Consider the following 26,012-nt stretch of genomic DNA (forward strand, 5'->3'; position numbering starts at 1 on the left):
GGTGGGGGGTGCCCCGCCCCTAACCCTTTCCTGCCAGACCGAAGCCCCGCCACTCGCCACTCAAATCGTGCCACTCGCCAACCGTTCGTTTCGAGCGAAGTCGAGAACCCCGGCACCCGCCATCCCCGCGCTCGACTCTTCCCGGGCGCGTGGGGCACAATACCGCATGGCCTTCTGGACCTACATGCTACGATGTGCAGACGGTGCCTATTACACCGGCCACACCGACTCGCTCGACCGCCGGATCGGCGAGCACCAGACCGGCGGCCATTGCGACTTCACCTCCCGCCGCATGCCTGTCGAACTCGTGTGGAGCGAATATTTCCCGACCCGCCTGGAGGCCCTTGACGCCGAGCGGATTGTGGGTGGCTGGTCGCGCGCAAAGAAAGAGGCGCTGATAGCGGGGAACTGGTCGATGCTCTCCCATTTCGCCAAACCACCGAGGGAACGTATGCCCAACCCCCAACCGTTCGTTTCGAGCGAAGTCGAGAAACCCGGCACCATCGCAGGTTTCTCGACTTCGCTCGAAACGAACGGGGGTGTAGGGGGGCCTCCCCCGAAGGCCCCCATCGCATGACCCTCTCCCCCCAATTCCTCGACGAACTCCGCAGCCGCACGCTGCTGTCCGGCCTGGTCGGCAAGACCACCAAGCTCCAGAAGGCGGGGCGCGAGTGGCGTGCGTGCTGCCCGTTCCATAACGAGAAGACCCCGAGCTTCTACGTCAACGACGACAAGGGCTTCTACCATTGCTTCGGCTGCTCGGCGCACGGCGACGCGATCCGCTGGATGACCGAGCAGCGCGGGCTGCCGTTCATGGATGCGGTCAAGGAGCTCGCGCAGACCGCGGGGATGGAACTCCCCGCGATGGATCCGCGCGCCGCGGAGAAAGCGGAAGCCGCCAAGGGCCTCCACGAAGCGTGCGCCGATGCCGCGACCTGGTTCACCGAGCAGCTCGACGGCCTGGCGGGCGCGACCGCACGCGGGGTGCTCGCCAAGCGCGGAATCAAACCCGAGACGGCGCGGACCTTCGGGCTCGGCTTCTCCCCCGATTCGCGTGGGGGACTCAAGACCGCGCTCAAGGACTATGGCGACCCGCTGCTGATCGAGGCCGGTCTGCTGATCAAGGTCGACGACAAGGTCCCCTACGATCGCTTCCGTGGCCGCCTGATGATTCCGATCCGCGACCCGCGCGGGCGCACCATTGCCTTTGGCGGCCGCATCATCGGCGACGGCGAGCCCAAATATCTCAATTCGCCCGAAACCCCTTTGTTCGACAAGGGCCGCACGCTCTACAATCTGGACCGTGCCGCGCCCGCCTCGCGCAAGACCGGCCGCGTATTGGTGGTCGAGGGCTATATGGACGTGATCGCGCTCGCGCAGGCGGGGTTCGGCGAGGCGGTGGCCCCGCTCGGCACCGCGCTGACCGAGCCGCAGCTCGAGCGGCTGTGGCGGTTGTGCGAAGTCCCGATCCTGTGCTTCGACGGTGACAGCGCGGGGCAGAAGGCGGCTTTGCGTGCCGCGCACCGCGCGCTCCCGCTGCTCCAGCCCGGGCGCAGCCTTGCGTTCGTCACCCTGCCCGCGGGGCAGGACCCCGACGATCTCGTCCGCGCGAAGGGGCCGGGCGCGTTCGAGGCGTTGCTTCAGCAGACCGAACCGCTGGTCGACCGGCTGTGGAAAAGCGAGCTCGCCGCCGAGCCGCTCGACACACCCGAGCAGAAGGCGGGCCTCAAGGCACGCCTCGCCGATCTTGCGAAGACGATCGCCGACAGCAACGTCGCGCACGAATATCAGGCGGAGTTCCGCACGCGCTTCGACGAAGCCTTCCGCCCGCAACGCAAGCCCTTCGAACCGCGCGCGCCGTTCCAGCCGTTCCAGCGCGGAAAGCCCGGCAAGGCGTATAAGGCGCCGCATCTTCCCGTCGGCGAAGGGGTCAAATCGGTCCGTACCCGCGGAATCGATCCGATCCTCGCCAAGGCGGTGCTCGCCGGGCTGATCCGCCATCCGGCGGAAATCGCACGGCATATGGAGGTGCTGGGGAGCCTGAAGCTCGGCGACGATGCGCTCGGGCGGTTGTTCGAGGCGGTGGTCGATCTCGCGGTCGAAGACCATGTGCTTGATAGTGACCGCTTGCTCACCATATTGGCTTCATCCGGATTTGACAGTATCGCGCATGATCTGCTGCGACCCGACCGATTGTCGTGTTCGTTCACGCAGAAGGATGCCGAGCCGGCCCGGGCGCGCGAGGACCTCGACGAGGCGATCGCGATCCTGGTGGCGCGACCAGAAGTCGACGCCGCGCTGGCTGAGGCAACCGCTGCGATGCAGCTGGAGTGTTCGGATGAGGCCTTTGCCCGCCAAGTTGCGCTGGTGAAGGAAAAACAGACGCTCGACGCGCGACTTGCAAATCTGGTGCAGTCGAACGAAGACGCAAGAAGCTTTATGACCGAGGGCAGTTGATGGCGAAGACGGATATGGCGGACGTTGCGGATACGACCGAGTCGAGCGACGCACCGCTGATCGATTTGAACGACGCTTCGATCAAGAAGGTGATCGCGCGCGCGAAGAAGCGCGGGTACATCACCTATGAACAGCTCAACGAGGCGCTGCCGCAGGGCGAGATGTCGTCCGACCAGATCGAAGACATCAGCGCCGCGCTCAGCGAGATGGGCATCAACATCGTCGAGAATGACGAGCAGGGCGAGGACGGCGACGAGCCGGCCAAGGCCGAAGACGACGACGATGCGGAACCCGTAGACTCGTCGGAAGACGCCGGCCCCGCGCTCGACGTCAAGAAGAAGGAAATCGTCGACCGCACCGACGATCCCGTCCGCATGTACCTGCGCGAGATGGGCGCGGTCGAGCTGCTCAGCCGTGAGGGCGAAATCGCCATCGCCAAGCGGATCGAAGCGGGTCGCGACACGATGATCCTGGGTCTGTGCGAATCGCCGATCACGTTCAACGCGATCATCGACTGGTCGACCGCGCTCAACGAAGGCACGATGCAGCTGCGCGAGATCATGGATCTCGATGCGATGCTGTCGAAGGACCCCGCGCCGGAAGCGATGGCCGAAGCCGAGGAAGGCGACGGCGAGATTTCGGAAAAGAACGCAGGGCCATCGTTCAAGGAAGAAGCCGAGCCCGAGGAGCCGTCGGTCGACGAGGACGAGGACGGCGAGCGCCGCACCCCGCGTGCGTCGGACGACGAGGAAGAGGACAACACCCTCAGCCTCGCGCAGATGGAAGAGCAGCTCAAGCCGATCGCGCTCGAGCGCTTCGCCAACATCACCGCGCTCTACAAGAAGTTCTCCAAGATCCAGCAATCGCGTCTCGACGCGATGGCGGGCGGCGGCGAGCTGTCGAGCAGCGACGAGAAAAAGTATCACAAGCTCCGCGAGGAGCTGACCGCCGAAGTCGAGAGCGTCCAGTTCCACAACGCCAAGATCGAATATCTGGTCGACCAGCTCTACGCCTTCAACCGTCGCCTCACCGCGCTCGGTGGCCAGATGCTGCGCCTCGCCGAGCGTCACAAGGTGCCGCGCAAGGACTTCCTCGACCGCTACATCGGCCATGAGCTCGATGAGCAGTTCCTGCCGAGCGTCGCCAAGCTCGACAAGAAGTGGACCGCGTTCGTCACCAACGAGGGCGAAGCGGTCGATCGCATCCGCGTCGAGATCAGCGAGATCAGCCAGGCGACCGGCATGGCGCTCGGCGAGTTCCGCCGCATTGTCAACATGGTCCAGAAGGGCGAGCGCGAAGCGCGCATCGCCAAGAAGGAAATGGTCGAGGCGAACCTGCGGCTCGTCATCTCGATTGCCAAGAAGTACACCAACCGTGGTCTGCAGTTCCTGGATCTCATCCAGGAGGGCAACATCGGCCTGATGAAGGCTGTCGACAAGTTCGAGTATCGCCGCGGCTACAAGTTCTCGACCTATGCGACGTGGTGGATCCGTCAGGCGATCACACGTTCGATCGCGGATCAGGCACGGACGATCCGCATTCCGGTCCACATGATCGAGACGATCAACAAGCTGGTCCGCACCAGCCGTCAGTTCCTCCACGAACAGGGCCGCGAGCCTACGCCCGAGGAAATGGCAGAGCGTCTGTCGATGCCGCTCGAGAAGGTTCGCAAGGTGATGAAGATCGCCAAGGAGCCGATCTCCCTTGAAACGCCGATCGGCGACGAGGAGGATTCGCATCTCGGCGATTTCATCGAGGACAAGAACGCGATCATCCCCGTGGATGCCGCGATCCAGGCGAACCTCAAGGAGACCGTCACGCGGGTGCTCGCCTCGCTCACCCCGCGCGAGGAACGCGTGCTGCGCATGCGCTTCGGGATCGGGATGAACACCGATCACACGCTTGAGGAAGTCGGCCAGCAGTTCTCGGTCACGCGCGAACGTATTCGTCAGATCGAGGCGAAGGCGTTGCGCAAGCTCAAGCATCCGAGCCGCAGCCGCAAGATGCGGTCGTTCCTCGACCAGTAAGCCGGTGACGGACGGCGATGGAGACCCCATCGTCGTCCAGTCGCATGGCCACGACGCGCAATAGCAATTGCATCCGGTTTGGCGGCATTCGGTGGTGCCTCGGCGGTCTTTGCGCGATCACCGTCGCATGCCGACCGCATCCCACCCCTATCCCGCAGCGTTTCCGGCAACGCCCGACCGGATCGTCACTGCCTCCAATTTGGTTCGACATTTCGGCGTGTGGCAGGAACGCGCCGCGCGAGAGCCGGTCTACGTCCTGTTGCACGGCCGGCCCCGCCTCGTGCTGCTGGCGATGGAAACGTTCAACGGGTTGTGTGGGGAAGCCACCCCCGATCCCGACAGCGACACAAGTGAACCGATCGACGTTGCCCCATTGCTGGATACGATCGGCGACATCGTTCTCGTCGCCGACGCGGACGGGAGGATCGCGGCGACGAGCCGCGCGGCGCGGCTTCATTTCGGGACGATGGCTGCGCCCGGTCAACCGCTTGCCGGCATCGCCCCGGTCGCGCAGCACCCCGTCCTCACCGCGGCGATCCAGCGGGTTGCCATGACCGGAACGGCGGAAGCGCTTTACCTCCGTTCGATCGCGCGCGCCGGGCGAGTCCTCGCCGTCACGCTTGTCCCATCTCGACGCGGCGTCGCGCTGATCGGTCGCGACGATACGCTCGTCCAGGACCATGCCCGGATCTGCGCGATCGAACAGGCAGCGGCGGACGCGATGATGGCGGCGGGGGATATCGCGCTGGTGCTGATCGACCGGTCCGGGGCGATCGCGGAGCCGGCGCCGGCGCTCACGGTGATGATCGGGTCCGACGCGGACATGCTCCGTTCGACCGCCTTTGCAGCACTGGCTGTGCTGTCGCAGCGTGCCACGGTCGCCCGAACGATCGAGCGCGTCTTTGAAAGCCATCGCGCCGAAGCGATCGACACGGCACTCGCCCAGGCACCCCGACGCTCGCTCAAGGTCCGGATCGGCTTCGCACCGGTGTGGCACGGCGCCATGGACCGGATCGTCGGCATGGTCTGCGCACGCTGATCCCGCCGGCAAAGCAACAAGCTAAGACATTGCCCTTATAGTAGAATTTTCAGAACCGGCGATGACGGAAAGACAATTTCTCGTACCGTCTAGGCGATCCGGCAATCTTTTGCCGATCAGCAACTTGCGTTTGCCGCCAAGGATTGTGCGGGACTAAGTTGAAATAGGTTTAACCTGCCATAAACCAGGTTTTTACGTGCTTCGGTATAAGCCTTGCGCCAAAGCGGTGTGGCGTCCTGCCAATACGGCGGACGCGACTCGAACCGAAGGACGAACCGAAGATCATGCCGACCGCAGCGACAGGGGTACATTCGGGGGCGGGAGTCCCCGGTACGATCGTGGCGCTTGCGGGGACGGATAGCTGTGCGCACCACCCCTTCGTTCCTCGCCTGCTCGGCGCACGGGCTGCCGGCCGCGATCTTGCCGATGCGATCCACGCGTTGTGTGCGGTGCACGGGCGCGCGAACATGCTGTTCGAGGCGGCCGCGCGGCAACGCATTCCCGACGTCGACCACCGCTGGGTCGACGATGCCGCCGCCGCCATCGCTGGCGAGCGTGGCTATCTCGCCGCCTTGACCGCCGCGGTAGGCCCCCTGCCCTCGACCCCGGGCCAGGCGGAGAGTGACAGCGCGTTCGCCGCGCTTCGACATGCCTTCGATACGCTTGCCGGCTCGGACCGGCTCGGCTGCGCCACCGGGGCGGCCATCGCGCTGCTGATCGACTGGCAGACGTTTCGCCGCATCTGCGATACCGCCGCGGGTCGGGTCGGAGTAGAAATTCCGGAAAGCGAGCTGCCCGACGAGGGTGCGATCGTCCGGCTGAGTGCGGCGGCGGGCGCGAGCCCGGCGGTCCACCGCGCGATGCGGTTCGGCGCGCAACAGGCGTTTGCGCAGCATCGCGGGCTGTTTTGCCTGATCGAGGCGCGCGCGACCGCGCGCGACCGGCACTAGCCGAGGCCGCCGCGCACACCCCTCCCTCAGGGGTTCGTTTCGAGCGCGCTTGCGCTACCGCGCGCATTCCCGCTATCGCCGTACCCGGAATTCAAACGAACGAGGGCGTCGCGATGAAGCGGTTCGAAGGCACGCAAGGCTATGTCGCCACCGATGATCTGAAGGTCGCGGTCAACGCAGCGGTGACGCTGCGGCGCCCGCTTCTGGTCAAGGGCGAACCCGGCACCGGCAAGACCGTGCTCGCCTATGAGATTGCCAAGGCGCTCGATGCCGAACTGATCGAATGGAACATCAAGTCGACCACCAAGGCCCAGCAGGGCCTGTACGAATATGATGCGGTCGCGCGGTTGCGCGACGGGCAGTTGGGCGACGCGCGCGTCCACGACATCGGCAACTACATCCGCAAGGGCAAATTGTGGGAAGCGTTCACCCGCCCCAAGCCGCCGGTGTTGCTGATCGACGAGATCGACAAGGCCGACATCGAATTCCCCAACGATCTGTTGCAGGAACTCGATCGGATGGAATTCCACGTTTACGAAACCCGTGAGACGGTGCGTGCGGTCGAACGGCCGATCGTCATCATCACCTCGAACAACGAAAAGGAACTGCCCGACGCGTTCCTGCGCCGCTGCTTCTTCCACTATATCAAATTCCCCGACCGCGGCACGATGCAGGCGATCGTCGATGTCCACTTCCCCGGCATCCAGAAGATCCTGGTCAACCGCGCGATGGATATCTTCTACGATGTCCGCGACGTGCCGGGGCTCAAGAAGAAGCCGAGCACGAGTGAATTGCTCGACTGGCTCAAGCTGCTGCTCCACGAGGACATGCCGCTCGACGTGCTGCAGAACCGCGACCCGACCAAGGCGATCCCCCCGCTCCACGGCGCGCTGCTCAAGAACGAGCAGGACGTGATGCTGTTCGAGCGTCTCGCGTTCATGGCGAAGCGACAGCAGAACAAGGGCTGAAGCGCGACCCCGGCATGCCCCGAGGTGACGGCGGCTGAAATTCGGTAACGACTCGGTCACCGTTTCGCGCTACGCAAACCGCCGGGCTGTGTCCGACGGGATGCCAGATGCGCGGAATTCGATTGACGATCACGGCGTTGAGTGCGGTCCTTGTGACGGCACCGGCGGTCGCGTCGTCGCTGCTCGATTATGTCGGCCAATGCGTTCCGTTCGCGCGTGCCGCCTCCGGAATCCAGCTGTTTGGCGATGCCTGGACGTGGTGGGCGCAGGCCGCGGGGCGTTATCGCCGGGGCGAGATGCCCAAGGCGGGTGCCGTCCTCGTCTTCGCGCGCACCAGCCGGCTTCCGCTCGGCCATGTCGCGGTCATCAGCCAGGTCGTCGATTCACGCGTCGCGATGGTGACGCACGCCAACTGGTCACGAATGAACGGCGAGCGCGGGCATGCCGAACAGGATGTCACGCTGACCGACGTCTCGCGCGACAATGACTGGAGCGTGGTGAAGGTGTGGTTCCGCGACAATGCCGGGCTCGGCGGGTCGGTCTTTCCGACCTACGGCTTCATCTATGGCCAGCCGGTCGGCGACCGGGCGGTGGCAAAGGTCCGGCCCGCACGCGAGCTGACCGGGCGGCATCCCGATTACGTCGGCGCGTTGATCGACGCCTATCGCTGACGCCGCGCGGGCTGTCCTACACGGCCCAAGTCTGTCATCATCAGGTCGCAGCGTCGTCCAGCCGACGCGCCGTGCGCCCGTCTGCAATGGCGTGCGTGTGCGACCTTTGTGATGTTCCGGACCATAAAGCCATGTTCCTCCACTTCCTCGACGAGCTCCGCGCCGCCGGCATCCCGGCCAGCCTCAAGGAACATCTGCTCCTGCTCGAGGCGCTCGACGCAGAGGTGATCGATCGCACGCCCGAAGATTTCTATTATCTGTCGCGCGCGGTGTACGTGAAGGACGAGGGCCTGCTCGACCGGTTCGACCAGGTCTTCTCGAAGGTGTTCAAGGGCATCGCCACCATCTTTGGCCAGACCACCGCAGAGATCCCCGAAGACTGGCTCCGCGCGGTCGCCGAAAAATATCTAAGCCCGGAGGAAATGGCCGCGATCACGGCGCTCGGATCGTGGGACGAAATCATGGAGACGCTCAAGAAGCGGCTCGACGAGCAGAAGGAGCGGCACCAGGGCGGCAACAAGTGGGTCGGGACGGGCGGCACCTCGCCCTATGGCAACAGCGGCTATAACCCGGAGGGCGTCCGCATCGGCGGGGAAAGCACGCACCAGCGCGCGCTCAAGGTCTGGGACCAGCGCGAGTTCCGCAATCTCGACAATACCCGTGAGCTCGGCACGCGCAACATCAAGGTCGCGCTCCGCCGGTTGCGCAAGTTCGCGCGTGAGGGTGCGGCGGACGAACTCGATATCGACGCGACGATCGACGGCACCGCGCGGCAGGGCTGGCTCGACGTCGTGATGCGCGCCGAACGGCGCAATGCGGTCAAGCTGCTGCTGTTCCTCGACGTCGGCGGCTCGATGGATCCGTGGGTGAAGCTGTGCGAGGAATTGTTCTCGGCGGCGACCACCGAGTTCAAGAACCTCGAATTCTTCTACTTCCACAATTGCCCTTATGAGGGCGTGTGGAAGGACAACACCCGGCGCTTCGCCGAGCGGACTCCGATGTGGGACGTGCTCCACAAGTTCGGGCATGATTACAAACTGGTGTTCGTCGGCGACGCGTCGATGAGCCCGTATGAGATCAGCCACCCCGGCGGATCCGTCGAGCATTTCAATGAGGAATCGGGAGCGGTGTGGATGCACCGCCTCACCACGACCTATCCGGCCGCAGTGTGGCTCAATCCGATTCCCGACCAGCAATGGGGCTATTCGCAAAGCGTCCGGATCATCCGCGAGCTGATGAGCGACCGCATGTATCCGCTGACGCTCGCCGGGCTCGACGAGGCGATGCGCGAACTGACCCGGAAACGCTAGCTCAGGCGGCGGTCAGGTCGGTCGACAGCGCCTGCAATTTGGCAAGATAGGAATGCACGAGCACCATGCGACGCTCGCGCGCTTCGACGGTAATGGCGCGTGCAGCGGCAAGACGTTCCGCCGTGACCCGGCGCATGTAAAACAGACGGTCTGATTCCACTTGGTCCACCCTCCGATACGATCCGACAACCCCCCAGCCGTCGCGAATCGCCTAAGTCCTGCATGACCGAGGGTGCGGCATCGCGCCATCGTCAATCCGGCTTATGACCGCGACTCGTTACTCAATTACGACCAACCGAAATTTATTTTCGTAAAGCGATCAGGACACGGTCAATAGCGGAGGAAGTCTTGGCGACGTTCGGCCCAGGCGGCTTCGTCGGCGATCGTTACTGCAGTGAGATCGCCTGGGCACGAAGCCGCATCGTCGACCCATTCCCGCAAGCCCGGGCCGCCGTTGATGACGTCGATCGGCAATTTGCCGAAGGCATATTCATACGGAAAGTCGCGCCACAACGGATACTCTGGATAGAGCGTCCGGATCGCCTTGAACGCGAGCGCCTGAAGCCGCCACGGCCGGAAGGCGGCATGGTCGTAGCTCGGGCCTTCGCAGTGGATCTGGACGCCGTTGCACAATTGGTGGACGTGCTTGTGGAAGGTCGGTTCGAACCAGATCTCGCGCAACCGGCAGCCCTCGAGCCATTCGGGCGCGAGCCGCCGCATCTCGCCGATCACCGCGCGTGCCGCGATATCGGGCGCGCCGAACAGTTCGAGCGGACGGGTCGTCCCGCGGCCTTCGGAAAGCGACGTGCCTTCCAGCATCACCGTACCCGGGTAAGCCCGCGCCATCATCACATTGGGCGCGTTCGGACTGGGGTTGATCCACGTCCGGTCGACCGGCCAACCGAAGCCCGGCGCGGCATCGGGCTGCCAACCTTCCATCGCCACGACCTGATAGTCGACATCGAGCTTGAGCAAGTCAACGAACCAGTGCCCGAGTTCGCCCATCGTCAGCCCATGCCGCATCGGCATCGGCCCCGCGCCGACGAAGCTTTCCCAGCCCGGCAGCAGCGTCAGCCCTTCGATCGGACGGCCGACCGGATTGGGGCGATCGAGCACCCACACCGCCTTGCGGTGTTCGGCGGCGGCTTCGAGCACATAGCGCAGCGTCGTGATGAACGTGTAGATCCGCGTGCCGAGGTCCTGCAGGTCGACCAGCAGCACGTCGAACAGGTCCATCGATTCGGCGGTCGGGCGGCGCACCTCGCCATACAGGCTGAAGACCGGCATCCCGTAGGTCGGATCGGTGAAGTCGGGCGACTCCATCATATTGTCCTGAAGATCGCCACGCACGCCGTGTTGCGGGCCGAACATCGCGGTGACGTTCACGCCGACCGCGACCAGCGCGTCGATCGCGTGCGTCAGGTCGGCGGTCACCGAAGCGGGATGCGCGAGCAGCGCGATGCGCTTGCCCTCGAGCGGCTTGCGCAAAGCGGGGTCGGCGAGGAGGCGATCGATACCGAAGTTCATGGGGTCTGGTCCCTGCACCATCTCGATTTTTCTTCCCCGGCGAAGGCCGGGGCCCAGTAGCGAAGGTGATCGTTACCGCGCGCTGCGTCTTGCGTTCAACCGTCCCTCGACTGTGCCCCGGCCTTCGCCGGGGAAGCAAAGCAGGTCAAGGGTGCGCTGGTACCGGCAGGGTTGCGATGAACGTCGCCCGGTTGTGGAAATCGGGCGGCCCGGGCGCATGCGCCAGCGCCCAATAGGATTTGGTGCCGTCGGTTTCCTCAATGACGGCGGTGAGGCTCATCTGGAGCAGGCCCGGCGGCAGGTCGGACAGGTTTTGGCGGACCACGGCGAGATCGGCGGACTCGTGATCAACATGTGGCTCTACCGACAACGGAAGATCGCAACCGCCCGCCCGATAGGAGTCGAACCGATAGGCCGCCCATTGCGTCGAGGGGGAATAGTTGAACTCGAAATAGACGTCCGACCCGGGAGGCGCGAGGAAGAGCTCGCAGCAGGTGGTCTTCCAGAGGCCGTCGGTGCGCGAGGGAACAGCCCGGTCGGGAAGCGCGACGTGCTCCAGACCCTCGACGATGAAAGTCAGGAGCAGTTCGTCGCCGTCCCATAGCACCTCCGCGCTGACCGATCGCACCGCACTGGGCGGCCTGTCCCGATGCGCGACCAACCCGTATGCCTTCCCCGGCGAAGGCCGGGGCCCAGTAGCGGAATCTGTCATGGCTGCGCGATCCGGTCGTACAAATTTTCCCATTCCGGGTTGAGCCCTTCAATTTCGCGAATTTTCCACGCCCGTTTCCACGACTTCATTTGAAACTCTCGCAACCGCGATGATTCCACCACACCATGAACCTCGTACCAGAACAGCAGCTTGCAGCCATATTCCTTCGTGTATCCGAGGATGACGCCTTCGCGATGCTCCCATGCACGCCGCGCCAGAGCGTTGGTCGATCCGATGTAAAGCGTGCCGTTTTGCCCGCTTGCCATGATGTCCACATAGGTTTGCCCGTCCATCACGATCGTTCCTCGACTGGGCCCCGGCCTTCGCCGGGGAAGCGGAGAGTTGCGGGGATTCGTGCCGAACGCAACCGGCTGGCAAATTCGCCCCAAGATCGCTACATGCCGCCGTTCCCATGGCAACAACACTCCCCTCCCCGCCGAAAATCGGCATGGTCTCGCTCGGCTGTCCCAAGAATCTGGTCGATAGCGAGCGGATCCTGACCAAGCTGCGCTCCGATGGCTATGCCATGTCCCCCGATTATGCGGGCGCGGACGTCGTGCTCGTCAACACCTGCGGCTTCCTCGATTCCGCGAAGGAGGAGTCGCTTGAAGCGATCGGCGAGGCGATTGCGGAGAACGGTCGCGTCATCGTCACCGGCTGCATGGGCAAGGAAGCGGAAATGATCCGCGCCAAATTCCCCGGCATCCTCGCGGTCACCGGCGCACATCAATATGAGGAAGTCGTCGGCGCGGTGCATGAAGCCGCCCCGATGCCGCCGAGCGCGTTCCTCAATCTCGTCCCCGAGAGCGGGCTCAAGCTGACGCCGCGGCACTACAGCTATTTGAAAATTTCAGAAGGCTGCAACCACCGCTGCAGCTTCTGCATCATCCCGAGCCTGCGCGGCGACCTCGTCAGCCGCCGCCCCGATGCGATCCTGCGCGAGGCAGAGAAGCTGATCGAGGCGGGCACCCGCGAACTCCTCGTGATCAGCCAGGACACATCGGCCTACGGCGTCGACATCCGGCATCAGCCGCGGATGTGGCACGGCGAGGAAGTCCGCGCGCACATGACCGACCTGTCGCGTGAACTCGGCAAGCTGGGCGCTTGGGTCCGGCTCCACTACGTCTACCCCTACCCGCACGTCGATCAGGTCATCCCGCTGATGGCCGAGGGGCTGATCCTCCCCTACCTCGACATCCCGTTCCAGCATGCCAGCCGCAACGTCCTCAAGCTGATGAAGCGCCCGGCGAACGAAACCAAGGTGCTCGAACGCATCAAGACCTGGCGCACCATCGCGCCCGACATCGCAATCCGATCGACCTTTGTCGTCGGCTTCCCCGGCGAGACCGAGGACGATTTCGCCTATCTGATGGACTGGCTGGAAGAAGCGCAGCTCGACCGCGTCGGCGCGTTCCGGTTCGAGCCGGTCGAGGGCGCCGCTGCCAACGACCTGCCCAACCACGTGCCCGAAGAGATCAAGGAAGAGCGCTACGCACGCCTGATGGAACTGACCGCGCGGATTTCGGCGGACAAGCTCCAGGCCAAGGTCGGCCGCACGCTCGACGTCATCGTCGACGCGGTCGATGACGAGGGCGGCGCGACCGGTCGGTCGAAGGCGGATGCGCCCGAGATCGATGGCGAAGTGTTCCTCCGCGACGCAGGGCACCTCAGCATCGGCAGCATCGTTCCGGTCGTGATCGAGGATGCCGACGAGCACGATCTTTACGGCGTCCCCGCCTGACGGCTTGCGCGCGGGGCGAGCGCTCCCGATACAAGGGTATGACCTTTGACCCCGCGCAGTTGCTCCAGGCCGATCGCGGCCAACCCGCCCGCCTCATTCACGTCGTCCACCCGGAACAGTGGTCGGCGTGGCTCACCGCCCAGCCCCCACGGATCCGCGCAACGATAGCCGCGCATCGCCTGACGGGAAAGCCGGGCAACCGGGCGGTTCTCCCCGGCGATGCTGCAGACGACTGGGCGATGCTGCTGGTCTGCAACGAAAGCCTCGAGTCTCCGTGGCGGATCGCGTCGCTTGGCGGACAGCTTCCGGAAGGCACGTATCGACTGGCGCAGGGCGAGCCCGGCGCGGCGATGCTCGGCTGGGCGCTCGCGCAACACAGCTTCGATCGCTACTGCAAGGATGACGCGGCGGTCGGCCCTCGGGTCCTGCTGACCAGTGAACCCGCGCGGATCGATCCGGTCGTGGCGATCGCGCGTGCCGTTGCGAAAGTGCGCGATCTCGTGAACACGCCAGCGGCCGATCTTGGTCCGGCGGAGCTCGAGGAAGACGCTGCAGCGCTCGCCAAGTCGCACGGGGCGACGCTGACCGTTGCCAAGGGGGAGCCGCTGGTCAAGGGCTATCCGATGATCCACGCCGTCGGCCAGGCGGCGGCCAAGGGACGCGAGCCGCGGCTGATCGAGCTCGAATGGGGCAACCCGGCGCATCCCCGCATCGCCGTCATCGGCAAGGGCGTGTGTTTCGACTCCGGCGGGCTCGACATCAAGCCCTCGTCGGGAATGCGGCTTATGAAGAAGGACATGGGCGGTGCCGCCCATGCGCTCGCGCTTGCCGGGCTGATCATGGGCGCGCGGTTGCCGGTACGGCTGCACCTGCTGATCCCGGCGGTCGAGAACAGCATCGCGGGCAACGCGTTCCGCCCGGGCGACGTGCTGGCGACGCGCAAGGGCGTGACGGTCGAGAACACCAACACCGATGCCGAGGGTCGGCTTGTCCTTGCCGATGCGATCACGCGTGCTGCCGAGGAAGCGCCGACGCTGATCCTCGACTTTGCGACGCTGACCGGCGCGGCACGGGTCGCGCTCGGGCCCGACCTGCCCGCCACCTTCGCCAATGACGATGCGTTGGCCGAGGCGCTGCTCCACGCCGGAACAGAGACCGGGGATCCGTTGTGGCGGCTGCCGCTGTGGGATGGCTATGACGAGATGCTGGCCTCCGACATCGCCGACATGGTCAATGCGCCCGACGGCGGGTTCGCCGGATCGGTGACGGCGGCGTTGTTCCTGCGCCGGTTCGTGCCTGCGGATACGCCATGGGCGCATTTCGACACGTTCGCTTGGCGCCCGTCCGCCAAGCCGGGCCGCCCCAAGGGGGGGGACGCGCTCGGCCTGCGCGCGGCTTGGGCAATGCTGCAGGCGCGCTATCCGGGATGATCTACATCCTGATCAATCTGGCGCCGATCCTCGTAGCGACCGGAATCTGGCTGCTGCTCGGCGCGGCGTATCGCGCCACGGTTGATCGAGGTGTGTCGCCGCCGGTGACGATCGCGACTCTGCTGATCGCAACGCTCGGTCTGTTCTGGTTCGCGTCGATCCTGGCCGGCGCGCTGATCCTTGCGCCGCCCAAGGCGGCACCGTGGATCATGGCGGTGGGCAGCGCAGTGGTGATCTGGGCCGGGTTCGTGCTGCCGGTCGTCGCGATCACGCAAAGCTATCGCGGTGCGCGGCTCGGGCAGATCACGCGCGATGGTCTGTTCTGGTTGGTCACGATGGTTTTTCAGGCCGTCGCGATGAAGTTGCTCGGGCTGGTCCCGCCGCCCGCCTGACACAGCACGGTCACCGGTCGACGATCTCCATCGTCGTGTATGGCGCGACGACACGCCACCCCAGAGTCTCGTACAGGGCTCGTCCCGCGTCGGTCGCGGCAAGCATCCTGCACGCAGCACTGTCCGGCTGCGCATGGCCGAGCGCATGCATCACCGCGCGACCCAAGCCGCGTCGATAGTGTGCCGCCTCGGTCCGGATCCGGTCGTAACAGTCGATCCTGCCCGAGCGGCAGCCATAGCCCCGCGCCGCGAGTGCCCCATCATCACCGATGATGACGGCCGCAACGACACCGTCGGCCGTCGTCACGTCCAGCGCATAGCCGGGCGGGAGCGGCGGCTCGGCATCGTCGCGTCGCGGATCCTGCACCATGATCCAGGCGACGGACTGGAGCGTCCAGCGCGCCGGTACGACCGCCAGCACCGCCGAAGCGGCCGCGCACGCCTTGAGGAACACGCGCGGCGCAGCAATCGCTTCCGCTGCCGCAACAAATGCCGTGTCCACGTCGAGGAAGACATAGCGGGCCTGCTCGACCGCGCTATCGGTATCGACTCGCAGACCGCCCCGGTCACGAACCGGGAGCGGCAGGCGGCGTGCGCGCGACCGCGCCGTCGCCCAGTCCTCCAGCATCCACCACGAAAGAGTCCCGGTCATACCGTCGATCCGATGCTTACGCCGCTTCGATGATCGGCACGAACTTCGCCGCGGTCAGGCTCGCGCCGCCGACCAGTGCACCGTCCACCTCCTCGGTCTCCAGGATCGCCGCGGCATTCGCGCCCGTGACCGAGCCGCCGTACAGGATCCGGATCCCGTCCGCGGCATCTCCCACCAGCGTCCGCAGCTTGGCGCGCGCGATCGCGTGGACTTCGCCGATCTCGTCGAGCGTCGGGGTACGCCCGGTACCGATCGCCCAGCGCGGTTCATAGGCGAGCGTCAGCCAGTCGCCCGTTGCAAGGTCGGGCACCGACTTCTCGATTTGCGCCTGCACCACGCGCGCCGCGCGACCGGCATCGCGTTCCGCGTCGGTTTCGCCGACGCACAGGATGACGCCGAGCCCGTGGCGGTGCGCTGCGCTTGCCTTCGCCCAGGCATCCTGGCTGGTCTCGCCCTGATCGGCGCGCCGTTCGCTATGCCCGACGATCGTGAAGCGCGCGCCCGCCTCGGCCAGCATCGATGCCGACAGACATCCGGTGTGCGCGCCGCTCTCCGCCTCGTGAACGTCCTGTCCGCCGATCATGAACTTGGGGACCAATGCCACCGCGGGCGCGATGAGCGTTGCCGGCATCGCAATCGACACGTCGATGCCGCCAGCCGCCTCCGCCGCCGCCGCGATCGTCACGAGCTCCGCCAAGGCGGCGTGACTGCCGTTCATTTTCCAATTGCCTGCCACCAGCTTGCGTCGCGCCATCTGCGGGTCTCTCCTTTTGTATCTTTCCGACAGCGATAGCGCAGCGTGCGTGCTGCACAAGCTTGATGCCGCCCCGACCTGCCCGTAAAGCAACCCCTCTTCGTCCCTTACAACGACAGATCGGCCGCACCCGACCATGCTCAGTTTCTTCCGTAGAATGATCCGCCACCCGCTCGGCGGCGCGGTCGCGCTGGGCTTCGTCGCCCTGCTCGGGCTCGCGTTCGTCCTGTCGGATCATTCGAGCAGCAACACCGGCGCGTCGGTCAACGCCGCCGACGTCGCGGTAAAGGTCGGTAACAAGACAATCACGATCAGCGAGTTGCGCGCCGCCGTCGCGCGCGACATGGACGGCTATCGCCAGCAGCAGCCGACGCTCGACATGCAGCAGTTCGTCGCGGGCGGCGGGTTCGACGCGACGCTCGAGCGGCTGATCGATTCGACCGCGTTCCGCCAATATGCCCAAGCGCAAGGCATGGTCGTCAGCAAGCGTGCGGTCGACGGGCTGATCGCCAGCCAGCCGGGCCTCACCGGGCTCGACGGCAAGTTCAGCCAAGAGAAATACGAGCAGGTGCTCCGCCAGATCGGGATGACCGATGCCGAGGTCCGGCTCCAGTCGACCGACCAGGTGCTGACGCGACAGTTGCTGCTCTCGCCGATCCAGGCGAAGCAGGTGCCGGCGGCACTTGCGATGCCGTACGCAGATTTGCTGCTCGAAAAGCGCAGCGGCCAGATCGGGTTCATCCCGGCGGCGGCGCTGCCCGCAGGCCCCGCGCCGAGCGATGCCGAGCTGACCACTTTCTATGCGCGCAACTCGGGCAAATATCGCCTGCCCGAGCGCCGCATCGTCCGTTACGCGACGCTGACCCCGGCCTCGGTTGCCGCACAGGCGACACCGAGCGACGCCGAGATCGCCGCCGCTTACCGCGCGCAATCTCAGAAATACGCCGCTGCCGAGCTTCGCACGATCGTTCAGGTCGTCGTCGGCGATCAGGCCTCGGCCAATACGCTTGCCGCCAAGGTGCGCGGCGGAACGCCGATCGAGCAGGCCGCGCGCGCAGCCGGGCTCGAGCCTGCGACGATCAAGGATACGCAAAAGGCGGCCTTTGCCGGCCAGTCGTCGCCCGAGATCGCCAATGCAGCGTTCGAAGCGAAGGCCGGCGACGTCGTTGGCCCGCTCCGCGCTCCGCTCGGCTTCATCGTCGCCAAGATCGCAACCGTCCGCACCCAGGCCGCAAAGTCGCTCGCCGAGGCAAGCCCCGAACTCAAGGCATCGCTCGCGCCGCAGAAGGTGACCGCGCTGCTGACCGAGAAACGCAACGCGCTCGACGATGCATCGGGCAAGACGAGCTTCGATGGCCTTGTCGCGAAGAACCAGATGGCGGTGCAAACGACCCCGGCGCTTACCGCGAGCGGTCAGAACGTCGACACCCCGACCGTCAAGCCCGATCCCGCTTTGACCCCGATCCTTGCCGCCGCCTATGCCGCGTCGGCGGGTGACCAGCCGCAGACGGTGCCGCTCGGGCAGGACGGAAGCTTTGCCCTCGTGACGCTCGACAAGGTAATCCCCGCCGCTGCCCGTCCGCTCACGGAGATCCGCGATGCCGTCGTGCGCGACTATCAGCTCGACCGTGCGGAACGGTCGGCGCGTGATGTCGCGGCGAAGGTCGTTGCGGCGACCAATGGCGGCACCGCGCTCCCGCAGGCACTGGCCGCAACCGGGCTCAAGCTCCCGCCGCTGCGTCCGGTCACCGGTCCGCGTGCGGCGCTGATCGGCAACCCGCGCCAGGTGCCGCCGCCGCTCGCGCTGATGTTCGCGATGGCGCCCAGGAGCACCAAGCTGCTCGAGGCACCCGACAAGTCGGGCTGGATCATCGTCCATCTCGACACCATCACGCCCGGCAATGCGCAGGGCAACGCGAAGGTGATCGCGGGCACGCAGAGCGATCTCGGCAATGTCGTCGGGCGCGAATATGTCGCGCAATTCGGCAAGGCGGTGCAGAATGCGATCGGGACGTCGCGCAACGCCGCTGCGATCGCGTCGCTCAAGGCCGAACTGCTTGGCGTCGCCAGTGCCAGCCAGCCCTGATCGTGCAGGCGCCGCCGCGGCGCGGGTTGCGCTTGCGGCGGGGCGTCCGGCGTTGCTGTGGCAGCGCCAGATCGCGGACACCGAAACCCCCGTCGCCGCGGCACTCAAGCTGATCGAACCGGGTCGCGGGGATTTTCTGCTCGAATCGGTCGAGGGTGGGGAGACGCGCGGACGGCACAGCCTGATCGGGCTCGCGCCGGATCTGTTGTTCCGCGCGCACGGGTCGGCAGCGGAGATCAACCCTTCGTGGCTGACCGATCGAGCCGCCTTCGAGCCCTGCCCGCAGCCGACGCTCGACGCGCTGCGCGCCTTGGTCGCGACGTGCCGGATGGACGTCCCCGCCGAACTGCCGCGCGCGCTCGCCTGCCTCGTCGGCTATTTCGGCTACGAGACGATCGGTCTGGTCGAACGGCTGCCGCGCCCATCCCGGGATGCGCTCGGCGTGCCCGACATGATCTTCGTGCGGCCGACCGTCATTCTCATCTTCGACCGGTTGGCGGATGCCTTGTTCGTCGTCTCCCCGGTCTGGCCCGATCCCGCGCGCGACCCTGACGCGATCATAGCCGACGCGCTCGATCGGATCGAATCGACCGTAGCCCGGCTCGCGACCGCCCCCCTGCCCGCACCGGTCCGGATCGAAACGCCCGACGAGATCGCACTGACATCGACCCTGCCCGCCGGGCGGTATGCCGAGATGGTCGCGCGTGCGAAGGACTATATCGTCGCTGGCGATATCTTTCAGGTCGTGCTCGCACAGCGCTTCACCGCGCCATTCCCGCTCCCGCCGATCGAACTGTATCGCGCGTTGCGGCGGATTAACCCGTCACCGTTCCTGTATCACCTCGATCTGCCCGGGTTCGCGCTGACCGGGTCGTCGCCCGAGATTCTCGTCCGGGTCCGCGATGGCGAAGTCACGATCCGCCCCATCGCGGGAACCCGCCCGCGCGGCAAGACCGCCGCCGAGGACGAGGCCAACCGCACGAGCCTGCTCGCCGACCCAAAGGAGCGCGCGGAGCATCTCATGCTGCTCGATCTCGGCCGCAACGATGTCGGACGTGTGGCGGAGGCCGGCAGCGTTACCGTCACGGCCAGCTACACGACCGAGTTCTACAGCCATGTGATGCACATCGTGTCGAACGTCGTCGGGCGGCTCGCCCCCGACAAGGACGCGCTTGACGCACTGTTCGCCGGCTTCCCGGCTGGCACGGTTTCGGGCGCGCCGAAGGTCCGCGCGTGCGAGATCATTGCCGAACTCGAGGATGCGGTGCGCGGGCCATATGCGGGCGGCGTCGGCTATTTCTCGCCGGACGGATCGATGGATTCGTGCATCGTGCTGCGAACCGCAGTGGTCAAGGACGGGGTGATGCACGTCCAGGCCGGCGCGGGGATCGTCGCGGACAGCGAGGCCGTCTATGAGCAGCGGGAGTGCGAGGCGAAAGCCGGAGCGTTGCTGGCGGCCGCGCGGGAAGCGGTCGGACGGGCCAGCGAGGCCGGCTTCGGTCAGTAATTCGCCACGCCAGAGCCTGATCCATGGTCGCGAGGTAAAAACGGCTTCCCGCCCCCTTTGAAGCGGGAGTTGGAAGAGATGATGATCTCCCAAGCCGTTGCCCGAGTGTCACCCCGGTGCACCACCGGGGTTCCACACCCGCCAGGTTACGGAACGATCTCGGCTTGCCGCCGCCGTTCTGCACGATCCGCTGCAAACTGTTCCGCGAGGAGCTTCGAGCAGCCCGTCTGCCCGCCCGAACCGACCGGTGAGCAGGTATCCGGCAGGCCCGCTGCCCGACGTCCGGCGTCATCGGCGACGGCAGTGCGGTTAACCCAGCTCTGGTTCTGCGCCGGGATCGGCTTGTCGTCGCGCAATTCCTTCGGGATCCGGTAAGGTTCGCCGACGCGCGCGCAGACGACGATCTCGGCATCGGGATCCGTCGACTTGGGACACGCCTGATTCCCCGTCAGGGTGATCGAACGAATCCGCTGCGGCGGTTTGCCCGACTCGGCTTGCTGCTGCCCCGCGGGAACTTGCGCAAACGCGGCAACGGGCAAGGCGGTCAGCAGCCCCAGCAGGGCAAAGGTGCGCGACATCATCATTTCTCCTGAGGATTCCCTAACGTGCGGGGTGCAAGGTTGATCCATGCTGAACCACGTCCGCCGGGCCGGTAGCAGCGTAATCATTGTGGTATATGTCCAAACACGGTAGCGGCGCGCGATGATCCTCGTCATCGACAATTATGACAGCTTCACCTGGAACCTGGTCCATTATCTGATGGAGTTGGGCGCCGAGGTGAAGGTCGTTCGCAACGATGCGCTGACCGCCGCGGATGCGATGGCGAGCAACGCGCAAGGGTTCCTCATTTCCCCCGGCCCCAAGACGCCGACCGAGGCGGGCGTCTCGCTCGATCTCGTCGCGGCGTGTGCGGAGGCTGGGCGGCCGTTGCTGGGGGTCTGTCTCGGCCATCAGGCGATCGGCCAGCATTTCGGTGGAACGGTCGTCCGTGGCGGGCTGATGCACGGAAAGACCTCGCCGGTGCGACACGACGGCAGCGGCGTGTTCGCCGGCCTCCCCTCGCCGTTCATCGCGACGCGCTATCATTCACTGATCGTCGAGGACATGCCCGATACGCTCATCGCCAACGCGCATGCCGATGACGGATCGGTGATGGGCGTCCGCCACCGCTCGCTGCCGATCCACGGGGTGCAATTTCATCCCGAAAGCATCGCGACCGAACACGGCCATGCGATGCTCGCCAATTTCCTCGCCGACGCGGGCATCACCGCGAAGACGCCGGCATGAGCACGCTCGCCTTGCTCCCCGATCCGACGAGCCCGCTCAGCCGCGAGACGGCGGCGCAGGCGTTCGCCGACCTGCTCGACGGGCATGTTCCCGAAGACGCGATCGCGGCGTTCCTGGTCGGGCTGACCGAACGCGGCGAGACCAGCATCGAGATCGCCGAGGCCGCGCGCGCGTTGCGCAACCGACTGATCCCGATCTTCGCGCCTGCGGGCGCGATCGACGTTTGCGGCACCGGTGGCGACGGGCATCATACGCTCAACGTCTCGACCGCGGTATCGATAGTCGTTGCGAGCACGGGCGTGCCGGTCGCCAAGCACGGCAATCGCGCGGCGTCGTCCAAGGCGGGCGCCGCCGACACGCTAGAGGCGCTCGGGCTCGACATGGACCGTGCGGGCGCGCTCGCCGAGGCAAGCCTGCACGACATCGGCATCGCCTTCCTGTTCGCCGCGAACCATCACCCGGCGATGCGGCGGATTACCCCGATCCGCCAGCGGATCGGACGGCGGACGATCTTCAATTTGATGGGCCCGCTCGCAAATCCTGCTGGGGTCACCCGCCAGCTGATCGGGATCGCTCGGCCCGATTATACCGCGACCTATGCCGCGGCGCTCGAGCAGCTCGGCACCGAGGCGGCGCTGGTCGTTTCAGGCGAGGAAGGGCTCGACGAACTGTCCTGCGCCGGGCCAACCATCGTGGTCGGCGTCGGGCAAGCGGACCTCCCTGGCCGGATCATACCCGAGGACGCCGGACTGCCGCGCCATCCGATCAGCGCGATCGTCGGCGGCGACCCTGTCCATAACGCCGCCGCATTGCGCCGCCTGCTGACCGGCGAAACCGGTGCCTATCGCGATGCCGTGCTGTTCAACGCCGCCGCCGCGCTGATCGTCGCGGGGACCGCGCAGACTCTGTCCGACGGCGTCACACGCGCAACCGAAGCGCTCGATTCGGGCGCCGCCAATACCTTGCTCGATCGCTGGATCGCTTATTCATGACCGATATTCTCAACCGCATTCTCGAAACCAAGCGCGCCGACGTCGCCGCGCGCAAGGCGACGATCCCGATGGCCGAACTCGATGCGCGAATGGCGGCACAGAGCAAACCGCGCGGGTTCCGCGCTGCGCTCGACGCCAAGGCGCTGACGGGACCCGCACTGATCGCCGAGATCAAGAAAGCCAGCCCGTCCAAGGGCCTGATCCGCGAGGATTTCGATCCCCCTGCGCACGCCACCGCTTATGCCGCCGGCGGTGCGGCCTGCCTGTCGGTGCTGACCGACGAGGCGTGGTTCCAGGGGGCGGACTCGTATCTTTCGGCTGCGCGGGGGGCGTGTGACCTTCCCGTGCTGCGCAAGGACTTCATGGTCGATCCGTGGCAAGTGCCCGAGTCGCGCGGGCTTGGCGCGGATGCGATCCTGCTGATCATGGCCGCGCTCGACGATACGCTGCTCGCCGAAATCGAGGCGAGCGCGATCGAATGCGGGATGGACGTGCTGGTCGAGGTTCATTCGCAGGACGAGATGGAGCGCGCGATGAAGCTCAAGTCGCGGCTGATCGGCGTCAACAATCGCGACCTGCGCACTTTCACGGTCGATTTCGCGCGGACCTACGAACTCGTGTCCAAGGCCCCCAAGGGCTGCACCTTCGTTGCCGAAAGTGGGCTGACGACCCGCGCCGACCTCGACGCGATGGCGGAGCACGGCATCCGCTGCTTCCTGATCGGCGAAGCGCTGATGCGGCAGGCGGATGTCGAGGCGGCGACGCGGAGCCTGATCGGATGAGCGGGCTGACGCATCTCGACGCGGCGGGCGCCGCGCACATGGTCGACGTCGGCGGCAAGGATGCGACCCGGCGCGAAGCGGTCGCGCGTGGCCGAATCGACATGGTTCCCGAAGCGGTCCGCGCGATTCGCGACGGCAGCGCGATCAAGGGCGACGTGCTCGCGGTGGCGCGCGTTGCCGGCATCATCGGTGCCAAGAAGACGAGCGACCTGATCCCCTTATGCCACCCGCTCCCGCTCACGCGCGTCGCGATCGATCTTGCGGTGGATGATGCGGGCGTCGTCGCGACCGCGACCGCGGCGACCGAAGGCAAGACCGGAGTCGAAATGGAGGCGCTCACCGCGGTCAGCGTGGCGCTGTTGACCATCTACGACATGGCCAAGGCGATCGACAAAGGCATGACGATCCGGGACATCCAGTTGCTGACCAAGTTCGGCGGTAAGTCGGGCGATTGGGTTCGTTGAAATCCCCGGCTGCGATGGAACGGTCAGAACGCGGTAGCGGACATCAATTTTATTGCGGCACGGTCCGCGCCTGATTCGGTCAAAGGCAGGCGATCCGCCAGGTGTCCAAGACGGCAAAAAACAGGAATATCCCACACGCCAGCGCCGTCAGCGGGACGATTCCAAAGGCATAGAGGCGCGGCGCAGACGCGCGCCCCGGCGCGATGAGGCGACCCTCCTGCGCGTTCTGGACCGCCTCGAACACGACGGGGTATGGGTGGATATACTGGTCGCCGGGAATATAACTGCGCTTGCCGTCCTCGCGCCTTTCCAGGCTGATGACCCGCGAAGTGCTTTTCCCGGATGAGACCCATCGCTCGGCGGCGTTGCCATAATCCGCCCACGCAAATGCTGTCGTCTTTCCGAAGAAACTCGTCGTCCATCCGTCCGGGTGAGCGTCAGGGTATCTGGCCGGATAACACGGTGCAAAAGTCTGAACTCGGCCCAAAGAAATAGTAATAGGAGAAGAGCGAGGAGTAAGACGAGCCACTGGTTCGACGTGTGCTCACCGTGAATGATGCCGTCAACATACGCCGCAGACCCTCCCCCAAAAAGGTAGATGGGAACCGCGACAATCAAGACGGGCGGCAGCGCCTTGGCGCGACTGCTCTGGAACTCGATCGCTGCCAGGGTATCGGTCATGAATGCTACTATGGATCGCAGCCGTTAAATCTTGATGATCGGGAGGATTGGCAACGCCAACCTCGGCTCAAGAGGCGGATAAACGATTTCCGTGCGCCGCAAAACCTTCGCATCAGCGCCTCGGTCTATCGAAACTCCCCATCTGATTCGCAGGTTGCTTCCCGTTCGTTCCCCGTCCGGATCGGGGATCTCCCTTGCCGCGATTGTTCGATCGGGTGATATCGGCGGAAACGGGGTCCACGCTTTAGGCTCGGTGTCGGTCGGAAGGACCTTGCAATGGCGAATGCGATCAAGGTCCCGGCGGTGACGCTCGGGTTCTGGGCAATCAAGATCCTGGCGACGACGCTTGGTGAAACCGGTGGCGATGCCGTCAGCATGAGCTGGCTAGGCGAGACGACCCCGGCTGCGGGAAGCGGCGGTCTGAACGGGTATCTGGTCGGCACCGCGCTGTTCGGAGCGCTGTTGGTGGTCTTGGTGTGGTTGCAGGTCCGGGCGCGCCTCTTTCATCCCTGGCTCTATTGGGCGACGATCATCGCCTCGACCACCGCCGGAACGACGCTGGCGGATTTTGCGACGCGGTCGATCGGGCTGGGATATGTCGGCGGCTCTGTCTTGTTGCTCGCGCTTGTGCTGGCGTCGCTGTTTACGTGGCATCGCGCGATCGGGACCGTCGACGTGAATGCGATCGACACGGCGCGCGCCGAGACTTTCTACTGGATCACCATCACCTTCTCGCAGACGCTCGGCACCGCATTAGGGGATTGGGTCGCTGACGGCGCGTTGGGATATTCCGGCGCGGCAATGGTGTTCGGCGGTGCGCTGATCGCGCTGTGCGTGCTGTACTATGCGACCCGCACGTCGCGCGTTTTACTCTTCTGGGCGGCTTTCATCCTGACCCGCCCGCTTGGCGCTACGGTGGGGGACTTTCTCGACAAGCCGATCGCGAAAGGCGGTTTGGAACTCGACCGCCTGCTGGCGACGATTTGCCTTACCGCCGCGATAGCCCTGCTGATCTTCCTCGTGCCACAACGGTCGGGTGGGCATGACGGCGACGTAAAGACACGGTAGGCCAGGCGAGGATTTCGACCGCCGCCAGGCTTGGCGGGTCTCCGTACAGTTCAAGGATCGCAAGGCGCGGCCCGATGTCGGCGGATTGGCGATCTTCCAGATGCGGATGTTCGGGCAACCGCGCTTGAACGGACTTGCGAACGCTCCAGACCCCAGGGTACACATCGCCATGCGCGTTCAGGGAAGCTGCCATTGCGGTGCCGTCCGGGTCGAGGTGCCTGACGCCCCAGCCTGGGTCGCCGCATGCAACTGCTCGCTCTGCCGCAAGCTTGCGTGGCGCGTGGCCTATTACCCGCCCGAACAGGTCCGCATCTCGGGCGAGACCGTGGCCTATGTGTGGGGGGACCGGATGATCGGGATCCACCATTGCCCGGTTTGCGGCTCCGGAACGCACTGGCAGACGCTCGGCGAGGATTTCGGCAAGATGGGCATCAACGCCCGGCTGCTCGACGGCTTCGATGAGAGCGCCGTGGAAGTCCGCAAGGTCGACAACGCTGACTGAGTCGAACGCCCCG

At 65.6% G+C, this 26,012-nt stretch carries 27 protein-coding genes; 19 read left to right on the plus strand and 8 right to left on the minus strand.

The window, feature by feature from the left end; all coding sequences use genetic code 11:
- Positions 1–166 precede the first annotated feature (166 nt).
- The 8 genes from RH91_RS15980 to RH91_RS16015 all read left to right on the plus strand — a co-directional run bounded on the left by RH91_RS15980 (position 167) and on the right by RH91_RS16015 (position 9,422).
- Positions 167–577 (plus strand): GIY-YIG nuclease family protein, encoded by a 411-nt coding sequence (locus tag RH91_RS15980; protein WP_010163965.1) that lies wholly within the window; start codon positions 167–169, stop codon positions 575–577.
- A complete protein-coding gene (gene dnaG, locus RH91_RS15985) occupies positions 574–2,457 on the plus strand; it encodes a DNA primase (RefSeq protein WP_010163966.1) in 1,884 nt (627 codons plus the stop codon). The genes RH91_RS15980 and dnaG overlap by 4 nt, the downstream gene beginning before the upstream one ends.
- A complete protein-coding gene (gene rpoD / locus RH91_RS15990; RefSeq protein ID WP_010163968.1) occupies positions 2,457–4,484 on the plus strand; it encodes an RNA polymerase sigma factor RpoD in 2,028 nt (675 codons plus the stop codon). Before dnaG ends, rpoD begins: the two co-directional genes overlap by 1 nt.
- Positions 4,485–4,611: 127 nt before the next feature.
- Positions 4,612–5,523, plus strand: a complete 912-nt coding sequence (locus RH91_RS15995) for a PAS domain-containing protein (protein ID WP_010163970.1) — start codon at positions 4,612–4,614, stop codon at positions 5,521–5,523.
- 284 nt (positions 5,524–5,807) lie between these two features.
- Positions 5,808–6,473, plus strand: a complete 666-nt coding sequence (locus tag RH91_RS16000; RefSeq protein ID WP_029623970.1) for a DUF6975 family protein — start codon at positions 5,808–5,810, stop codon at positions 6,471–6,473.
- Between the two features lie 113 nt (positions 6,474–6,586).
- The gene (locus tag RH91_RS16005; RefSeq protein ID WP_010163973.1) at positions 6,587–7,441 is read left to right on the plus strand and encodes an AAA family ATPase; all 855 of its coding nucleotides are present in this window, start codon (positions 6,587–6,589) and stop codon (positions 7,439–7,441) included.
- 107 nt (positions 7,442–7,548) lie between these two features.
- Positions 7,549–8,112 carry a CHAP domain-containing protein gene (locus RH91_RS16010; RefSeq protein ID WP_010217184.1) on the plus strand — a complete coding sequence of 188 codons (564 nt, stop codon included), beginning with the start codon at positions 7,549–7,551 and terminating at the stop codon, positions 8,110–8,112.
- Between the two features lie 131 nt (positions 8,113–8,243).
- The gene (locus RH91_RS16015; RefSeq protein ID WP_010163975.1) at positions 8,244–9,422 is read left to right on the plus strand and encodes a vWA domain-containing protein; all 1,179 of its coding nucleotides are present in this window, start codon (positions 8,244–8,246) and stop codon (positions 9,420–9,422) included.
- Position 9,423: 1 nt separating this feature from the next.
- Here the strand turns inward: RH91_RS16015 and RH91_RS22555 are convergent, their stop codons facing one another.
- The 4 genes from RH91_RS22555 to RH91_RS16030 form a co-directional block, all read right to left on the minus strand.
- Entirely contained in the window at positions 9,424–9,582 is a 159-nt protein-coding gene (locus RH91_RS22555) for a hypothetical protein (RefSeq protein ID WP_157136955.1), read from the minus strand.
- A gap of 170 nt (positions 9,583–9,752) precedes the next feature.
- Positions 9,753–10,949: an exo-beta-N-acetylmuramidase NamZ family protein gene (locus RH91_RS16020; RefSeq protein WP_010163976.1), complete on the minus strand. Its 1,197-nt coding sequence runs from the start codon at positions 10,947–10,949 to the stop codon at positions 9,753–9,755.
- Positions 10,950–11,094: 145 nt separating this feature from the next.
- Positions 11,095–11,610: a DOMON-like domain-containing protein gene (locus tag RH91_RS16025; RefSeq protein WP_037478883.1), complete on the minus strand. Its 516-nt coding sequence runs from the start codon at positions 11,608–11,610 to the stop codon at positions 11,095–11,097.
- A gap of 47 nt (positions 11,611–11,657) precedes the next feature.
- Positions 11,658–11,954, minus strand: a complete 297-nt coding sequence (locus tag RH91_RS16030) for a GIY-YIG nuclease family protein (protein ID WP_010163979.1) — start codon at positions 11,952–11,954, stop codon at positions 11,658–11,660.
- Positions 11,955–12,073: 119 nt separating this feature from the next.
- Between RH91_RS16030 and rimO the strand changes: the two genes are divergently transcribed.
- Genes rimO through RH91_RS16045 form a run of 3 tightly spaced genes read left to right on the plus strand, consistent with a single transcriptional unit; the run spans position 12,074 to position 15,224 of the window.
- Positions 12,074–13,402: a 30S ribosomal protein S12 methylthiotransferase RimO gene (gene rimO, locus RH91_RS16035; RefSeq protein ID WP_010163981.1), complete on the plus strand. Its 1,329-nt coding sequence runs from the start codon at positions 12,074–12,076 to the stop codon at positions 13,400–13,402.
- A 38-nt stretch (positions 13,403–13,440) separates the two neighbouring features.
- Positions 13,441–14,832, plus strand: coding sequence for a leucyl aminopeptidase family protein (locus tag RH91_RS16040; protein ID WP_010163983.1), 1,392 nt, complete (start codon positions 13,441–13,443; stop codon positions 14,830–14,832).
- The gene (locus RH91_RS16045) at positions 14,829–15,224 is read left to right on the plus strand and encodes a hypothetical protein (RefSeq protein ID WP_010163985.1); all 396 of its coding nucleotides are present in this window, start codon (positions 14,829–14,831) and stop codon (positions 15,222–15,224) included. Before RH91_RS16040 ends, RH91_RS16045 begins: the two co-directional genes overlap by 4 nt.
- A 10-nt stretch (positions 15,225–15,234) precedes the next feature.
- On the opposite strand, the gene RH91_RS16050 is transcribed toward RH91_RS16045, so the two are convergent.
- Together RH91_RS16050 and tpiA are read right to left on the minus strand one after the other, a co-directional pair.
- Complete coding sequence (locus RH91_RS16050) at positions 15,235–15,876, minus strand: GNAT family N-acetyltransferase (protein ID WP_010163987.1); 642 nt, start codon at positions 15,874–15,876, stop codon at positions 15,235–15,237.
- Between the two features lie 16 nt (positions 15,877–15,892).
- On the minus strand, positions 15,893–16,630 hold the full coding sequence (gene tpiA / locus RH91_RS16055; RefSeq protein ID WP_010163988.1) for a triose-phosphate isomerase: 738 nt from the start codon (positions 16,628–16,630) through the stop codon (positions 15,893–15,895).
- Positions 16,631–16,766: 136 nt separating this feature from the next.
- Between tpiA and RH91_RS16060 the strand changes: the two genes are divergently transcribed.
- Together RH91_RS16060 and RH91_RS16065 are read left to right on the plus strand one after the other, a co-directional pair.
- Positions 16,767–18,716 (plus strand): peptidylprolyl isomerase, encoded by a 1,950-nt coding sequence (locus RH91_RS16060; RefSeq protein ID WP_029623973.1) that lies wholly within the window; start codon positions 16,767–16,769, stop codon positions 18,714–18,716.
- The gene (locus tag RH91_RS16065) at positions 18,688–20,223 is read left to right on the plus strand and encodes an anthranilate synthase component I (protein WP_010163990.1); all 1,536 of its coding nucleotides are present in this window, start codon (positions 18,688–18,690) and stop codon (positions 20,221–20,223) included. Before RH91_RS16060 ends, RH91_RS16065 begins: the two co-directional genes overlap by 29 nt.
- Positions 20,224–20,369: 146 nt before the next feature.
- Here the strand turns inward: RH91_RS16065 and RH91_RS16070 are convergent, their stop codons facing one another.
- Positions 20,370–20,939, minus strand: a complete 570-nt coding sequence (locus RH91_RS16070) for a hypothetical protein (RefSeq protein ID WP_232283537.1) — start codon at positions 20,937–20,939, stop codon at positions 20,370–20,372.
- On the opposite strand from RH91_RS16070, the gene RH91_RS16075 reads away from it, so the two are divergent.
- Genes RH91_RS16075 through moaC form a run of 4 tightly spaced genes read left to right on the plus strand, consistent with a single transcriptional unit; the run spans position 20,926 to position 23,748 of the window.
- Positions 20,926–21,510 carry an anthranilate synthase component II gene (locus RH91_RS16075; protein ID WP_010163992.1) on the plus strand — a complete coding sequence of 195 codons (585 nt, stop codon included), beginning with the start codon at positions 20,926–20,928 and terminating at the stop codon, positions 21,508–21,510. The genes RH91_RS16070 and RH91_RS16075 overlap by 14 nt on opposite strands.
- Positions 21,507–22,502, plus strand: coding sequence for an anthranilate phosphoribosyltransferase (trpD, locus tag RH91_RS16080; RefSeq protein ID WP_010163994.1), 996 nt, complete (start codon positions 21,507–21,509; stop codon positions 22,500–22,502). Before RH91_RS16075 ends, trpD begins: the two co-directional genes overlap by 4 nt.
- The gene (gene trpC / locus RH91_RS16085; protein ID WP_010163996.1) at positions 22,499–23,284 is read left to right on the plus strand and encodes an indole-3-glycerol phosphate synthase TrpC; all 786 of its coding nucleotides are present in this window, start codon (positions 22,499–22,501) and stop codon (positions 23,282–23,284) included. Before trpD ends, trpC begins: the two co-directional genes overlap by 4 nt.
- The gene (gene moaC, locus RH91_RS16090; RefSeq protein WP_010163997.1) at positions 23,281–23,748 is read left to right on the plus strand and encodes a cyclic pyranopterin monophosphate synthase MoaC; all 468 of its coding nucleotides are present in this window, start codon (positions 23,281–23,283) and stop codon (positions 23,746–23,748) included. Before trpC ends, moaC begins: the two co-directional genes overlap by 4 nt.
- Before the next feature lie 79 nt (positions 23,749–23,827).
- Here moaC and RH91_RS22560 read toward each other — a convergent pair whose 3' ends face one another.
- Entirely contained in the window at positions 23,828–24,277 is a 450-nt protein-coding gene (locus RH91_RS22560) for a hypothetical protein (protein ID WP_157136957.1), read from the minus strand.
- Positions 24,278–24,705: 428 nt separating this feature from the next.
- Between RH91_RS22560 and RH91_RS16095 the strand changes: the two genes are divergently transcribed.
- Together RH91_RS16095 and RH91_RS16100 are read left to right on the plus strand one after the other, a co-directional pair.
- Entirely contained in the window at positions 24,706–25,497 is a 792-nt protein-coding gene (locus RH91_RS16095; RefSeq protein ID WP_010163998.1) for a COG4705 family protein, read from the plus strand.
- 169 nt (positions 25,498–25,666) lie between these two features.
- Complete coding sequence (locus RH91_RS16100) at positions 25,667–25,999, plus strand: GFA family protein (RefSeq protein ID WP_029623976.1); 333 nt, start codon at positions 25,667–25,669, stop codon at positions 25,997–25,999.
- Positions 26,000–26,012: the final 13 nt, after the last annotated feature.

It is taken from the genome of Sphingomonas sp. PAMC 26617, assembly GCF_000242835.1.
Taxonomy (GTDB): Bacteria; Pseudomonadota; Alphaproteobacteria; order Sphingomonadales; family Sphingomonadaceae; genus Sphingomonas.

What these genes read in the sequence shown, in the direction of transcription:
- RH91_RS16100 (WP_029623976.1), top strand. Translation starts at nt 25,667, where the DNA reads ATGCGCGTTCAGGGAAGCTGCCATTGCGGTGCCGTCCGGGTCGAGGTG.
- tpiA (WP_010163988.1), bottom strand. Translation starts at nt 16,630, where the DNA reads ATGGCGCGACGCAAGCTGGTGGCAGGCAATTGGAAAATGAACGGCAGT.
- rimO (WP_010163981.1), top strand. Translation starts at nt 12,074, where the DNA reads ATGGCAACAACACTCCCCTCCCCGCCGAAAATCGGCATGGTCTCGCTC.
- RH91_RS15995 (WP_010163970.1), top strand. Translation starts at nt 4,612, where the DNA reads ATGCCGACCGCATCCCACCCCTATCCCGCAGCGTTTCCGGCAACGCCC.
- RH91_RS16010 (WP_010217184.1), top strand. Translation starts at nt 7,549, where the DNA reads ATGCGCGGAATTCGATTGACGATCACGGCGTTGAGTGCGGTCCTTGTG.
- RH91_RS16050 (WP_010163987.1), bottom strand. Translation starts at nt 15,876, where the DNA reads ATGACCGGGACTCTTTCGTGGTGGATGCTGGAGGACTGGGCGACGGCG.
- RH91_RS16075 (WP_010163992.1), top strand. Translation starts at nt 20,926, where the DNA reads ATGATCCTCGTCATCGACAATTATGACAGCTTCACCTGGAACCTGGTC.
- RH91_RS15980 (WP_010163965.1), top strand. Translation starts at nt 167, where the DNA reads ATGGCCTTCTGGACCTACATGCTACGATGTGCAGACGGTGCCTATTAC.
- RH91_RS16005 (WP_010163973.1), top strand. Translation starts at nt 6,587, where the DNA reads ATGAAGCGGTTCGAAGGCACGCAAGGCTATGTCGCCACCGATGATCTG.
- RH91_RS16030 (WP_010163979.1), bottom strand. Translation starts at nt 11,954, where the DNA reads ATGGACGGGCAAACCTATGTGGACATCATGGCAAGCGGGCAAAACGGC.
- RH91_RS16095 (WP_010163998.1), top strand. Translation starts at nt 24,706, where the DNA reads ATGGCGAATGCGATCAAGGTCCCGGCGGTGACGCTCGGGTTCTGGGCA.
- RH91_RS16040 (WP_010163983.1), top strand. Translation starts at nt 13,441, where the DNA reads ATGACCTTTGACCCCGCGCAGTTGCTCCAGGCCGATCGCGGCCAACCC.
- RH91_RS16060 (WP_029623973.1), top strand. Translation starts at nt 16,767, where the DNA reads ATGCTCAGTTTCTTCCGTAGAATGATCCGCCACCCGCTCGGCGGCGCG.
- RH91_RS16045 (WP_010163985.1), top strand. Translation starts at nt 14,829, where the DNA reads ATGATCTACATCCTGATCAATCTGGCGCCGATCCTCGTAGCGACCGGA.
- dnaG (WP_010163966.1), top strand. Translation starts at nt 574, where the DNA reads ATGACCCTCTCCCCCCAATTCCTCGACGAACTCCGCAGCCGCACGCTG.
- RH91_RS16015 (WP_010163975.1), top strand. Translation starts at nt 8,244, where the DNA reads ATGTTCCTCCACTTCCTCGACGAGCTCCGCGCCGCCGGCATCCCGGCC.
- moaC (WP_010163997.1), top strand. Translation starts at nt 23,281, where the DNA reads ATGAGCGGGCTGACGCATCTCGACGCGGCGGGCGCCGCGCACATGGTC.
- RH91_RS16000 (WP_029623970.1), top strand. Translation starts at nt 5,808, where the DNA reads ATGCCGACCGCAGCGACAGGGGTACATTCGGGGGCGGGAGTCCCCGGT.
- trpC (WP_010163996.1), top strand. Translation starts at nt 22,499, where the DNA reads ATGACCGATATTCTCAACCGCATTCTCGAAACCAAGCGCGCCGACGTC.
- RH91_RS16020 (WP_010163976.1), bottom strand. Translation starts at nt 10,949, where the DNA reads ATGAACTTCGGTATCGATCGCCTCCTCGCCGACCCCGCTTTGCGCAAG.
- trpD (WP_010163994.1), top strand. Translation starts at nt 21,507, where the DNA reads ATGAGCACGCTCGCCTTGCTCCCCGATCCGACGAGCCCGCTCAGCCGC.
- rpoD (WP_010163968.1), top strand. Translation starts at nt 2,457, where the DNA reads ATGGCGAAGACGGATATGGCGGACGTTGCGGATACGACCGAGTCGAGC.
- RH91_RS16070 (WP_232283537.1), bottom strand. Translation starts at nt 20,939, where the DNA reads ATGACGAGGATCATCGCGCGCCGCTACCGTGTTTGGACATATACCACA.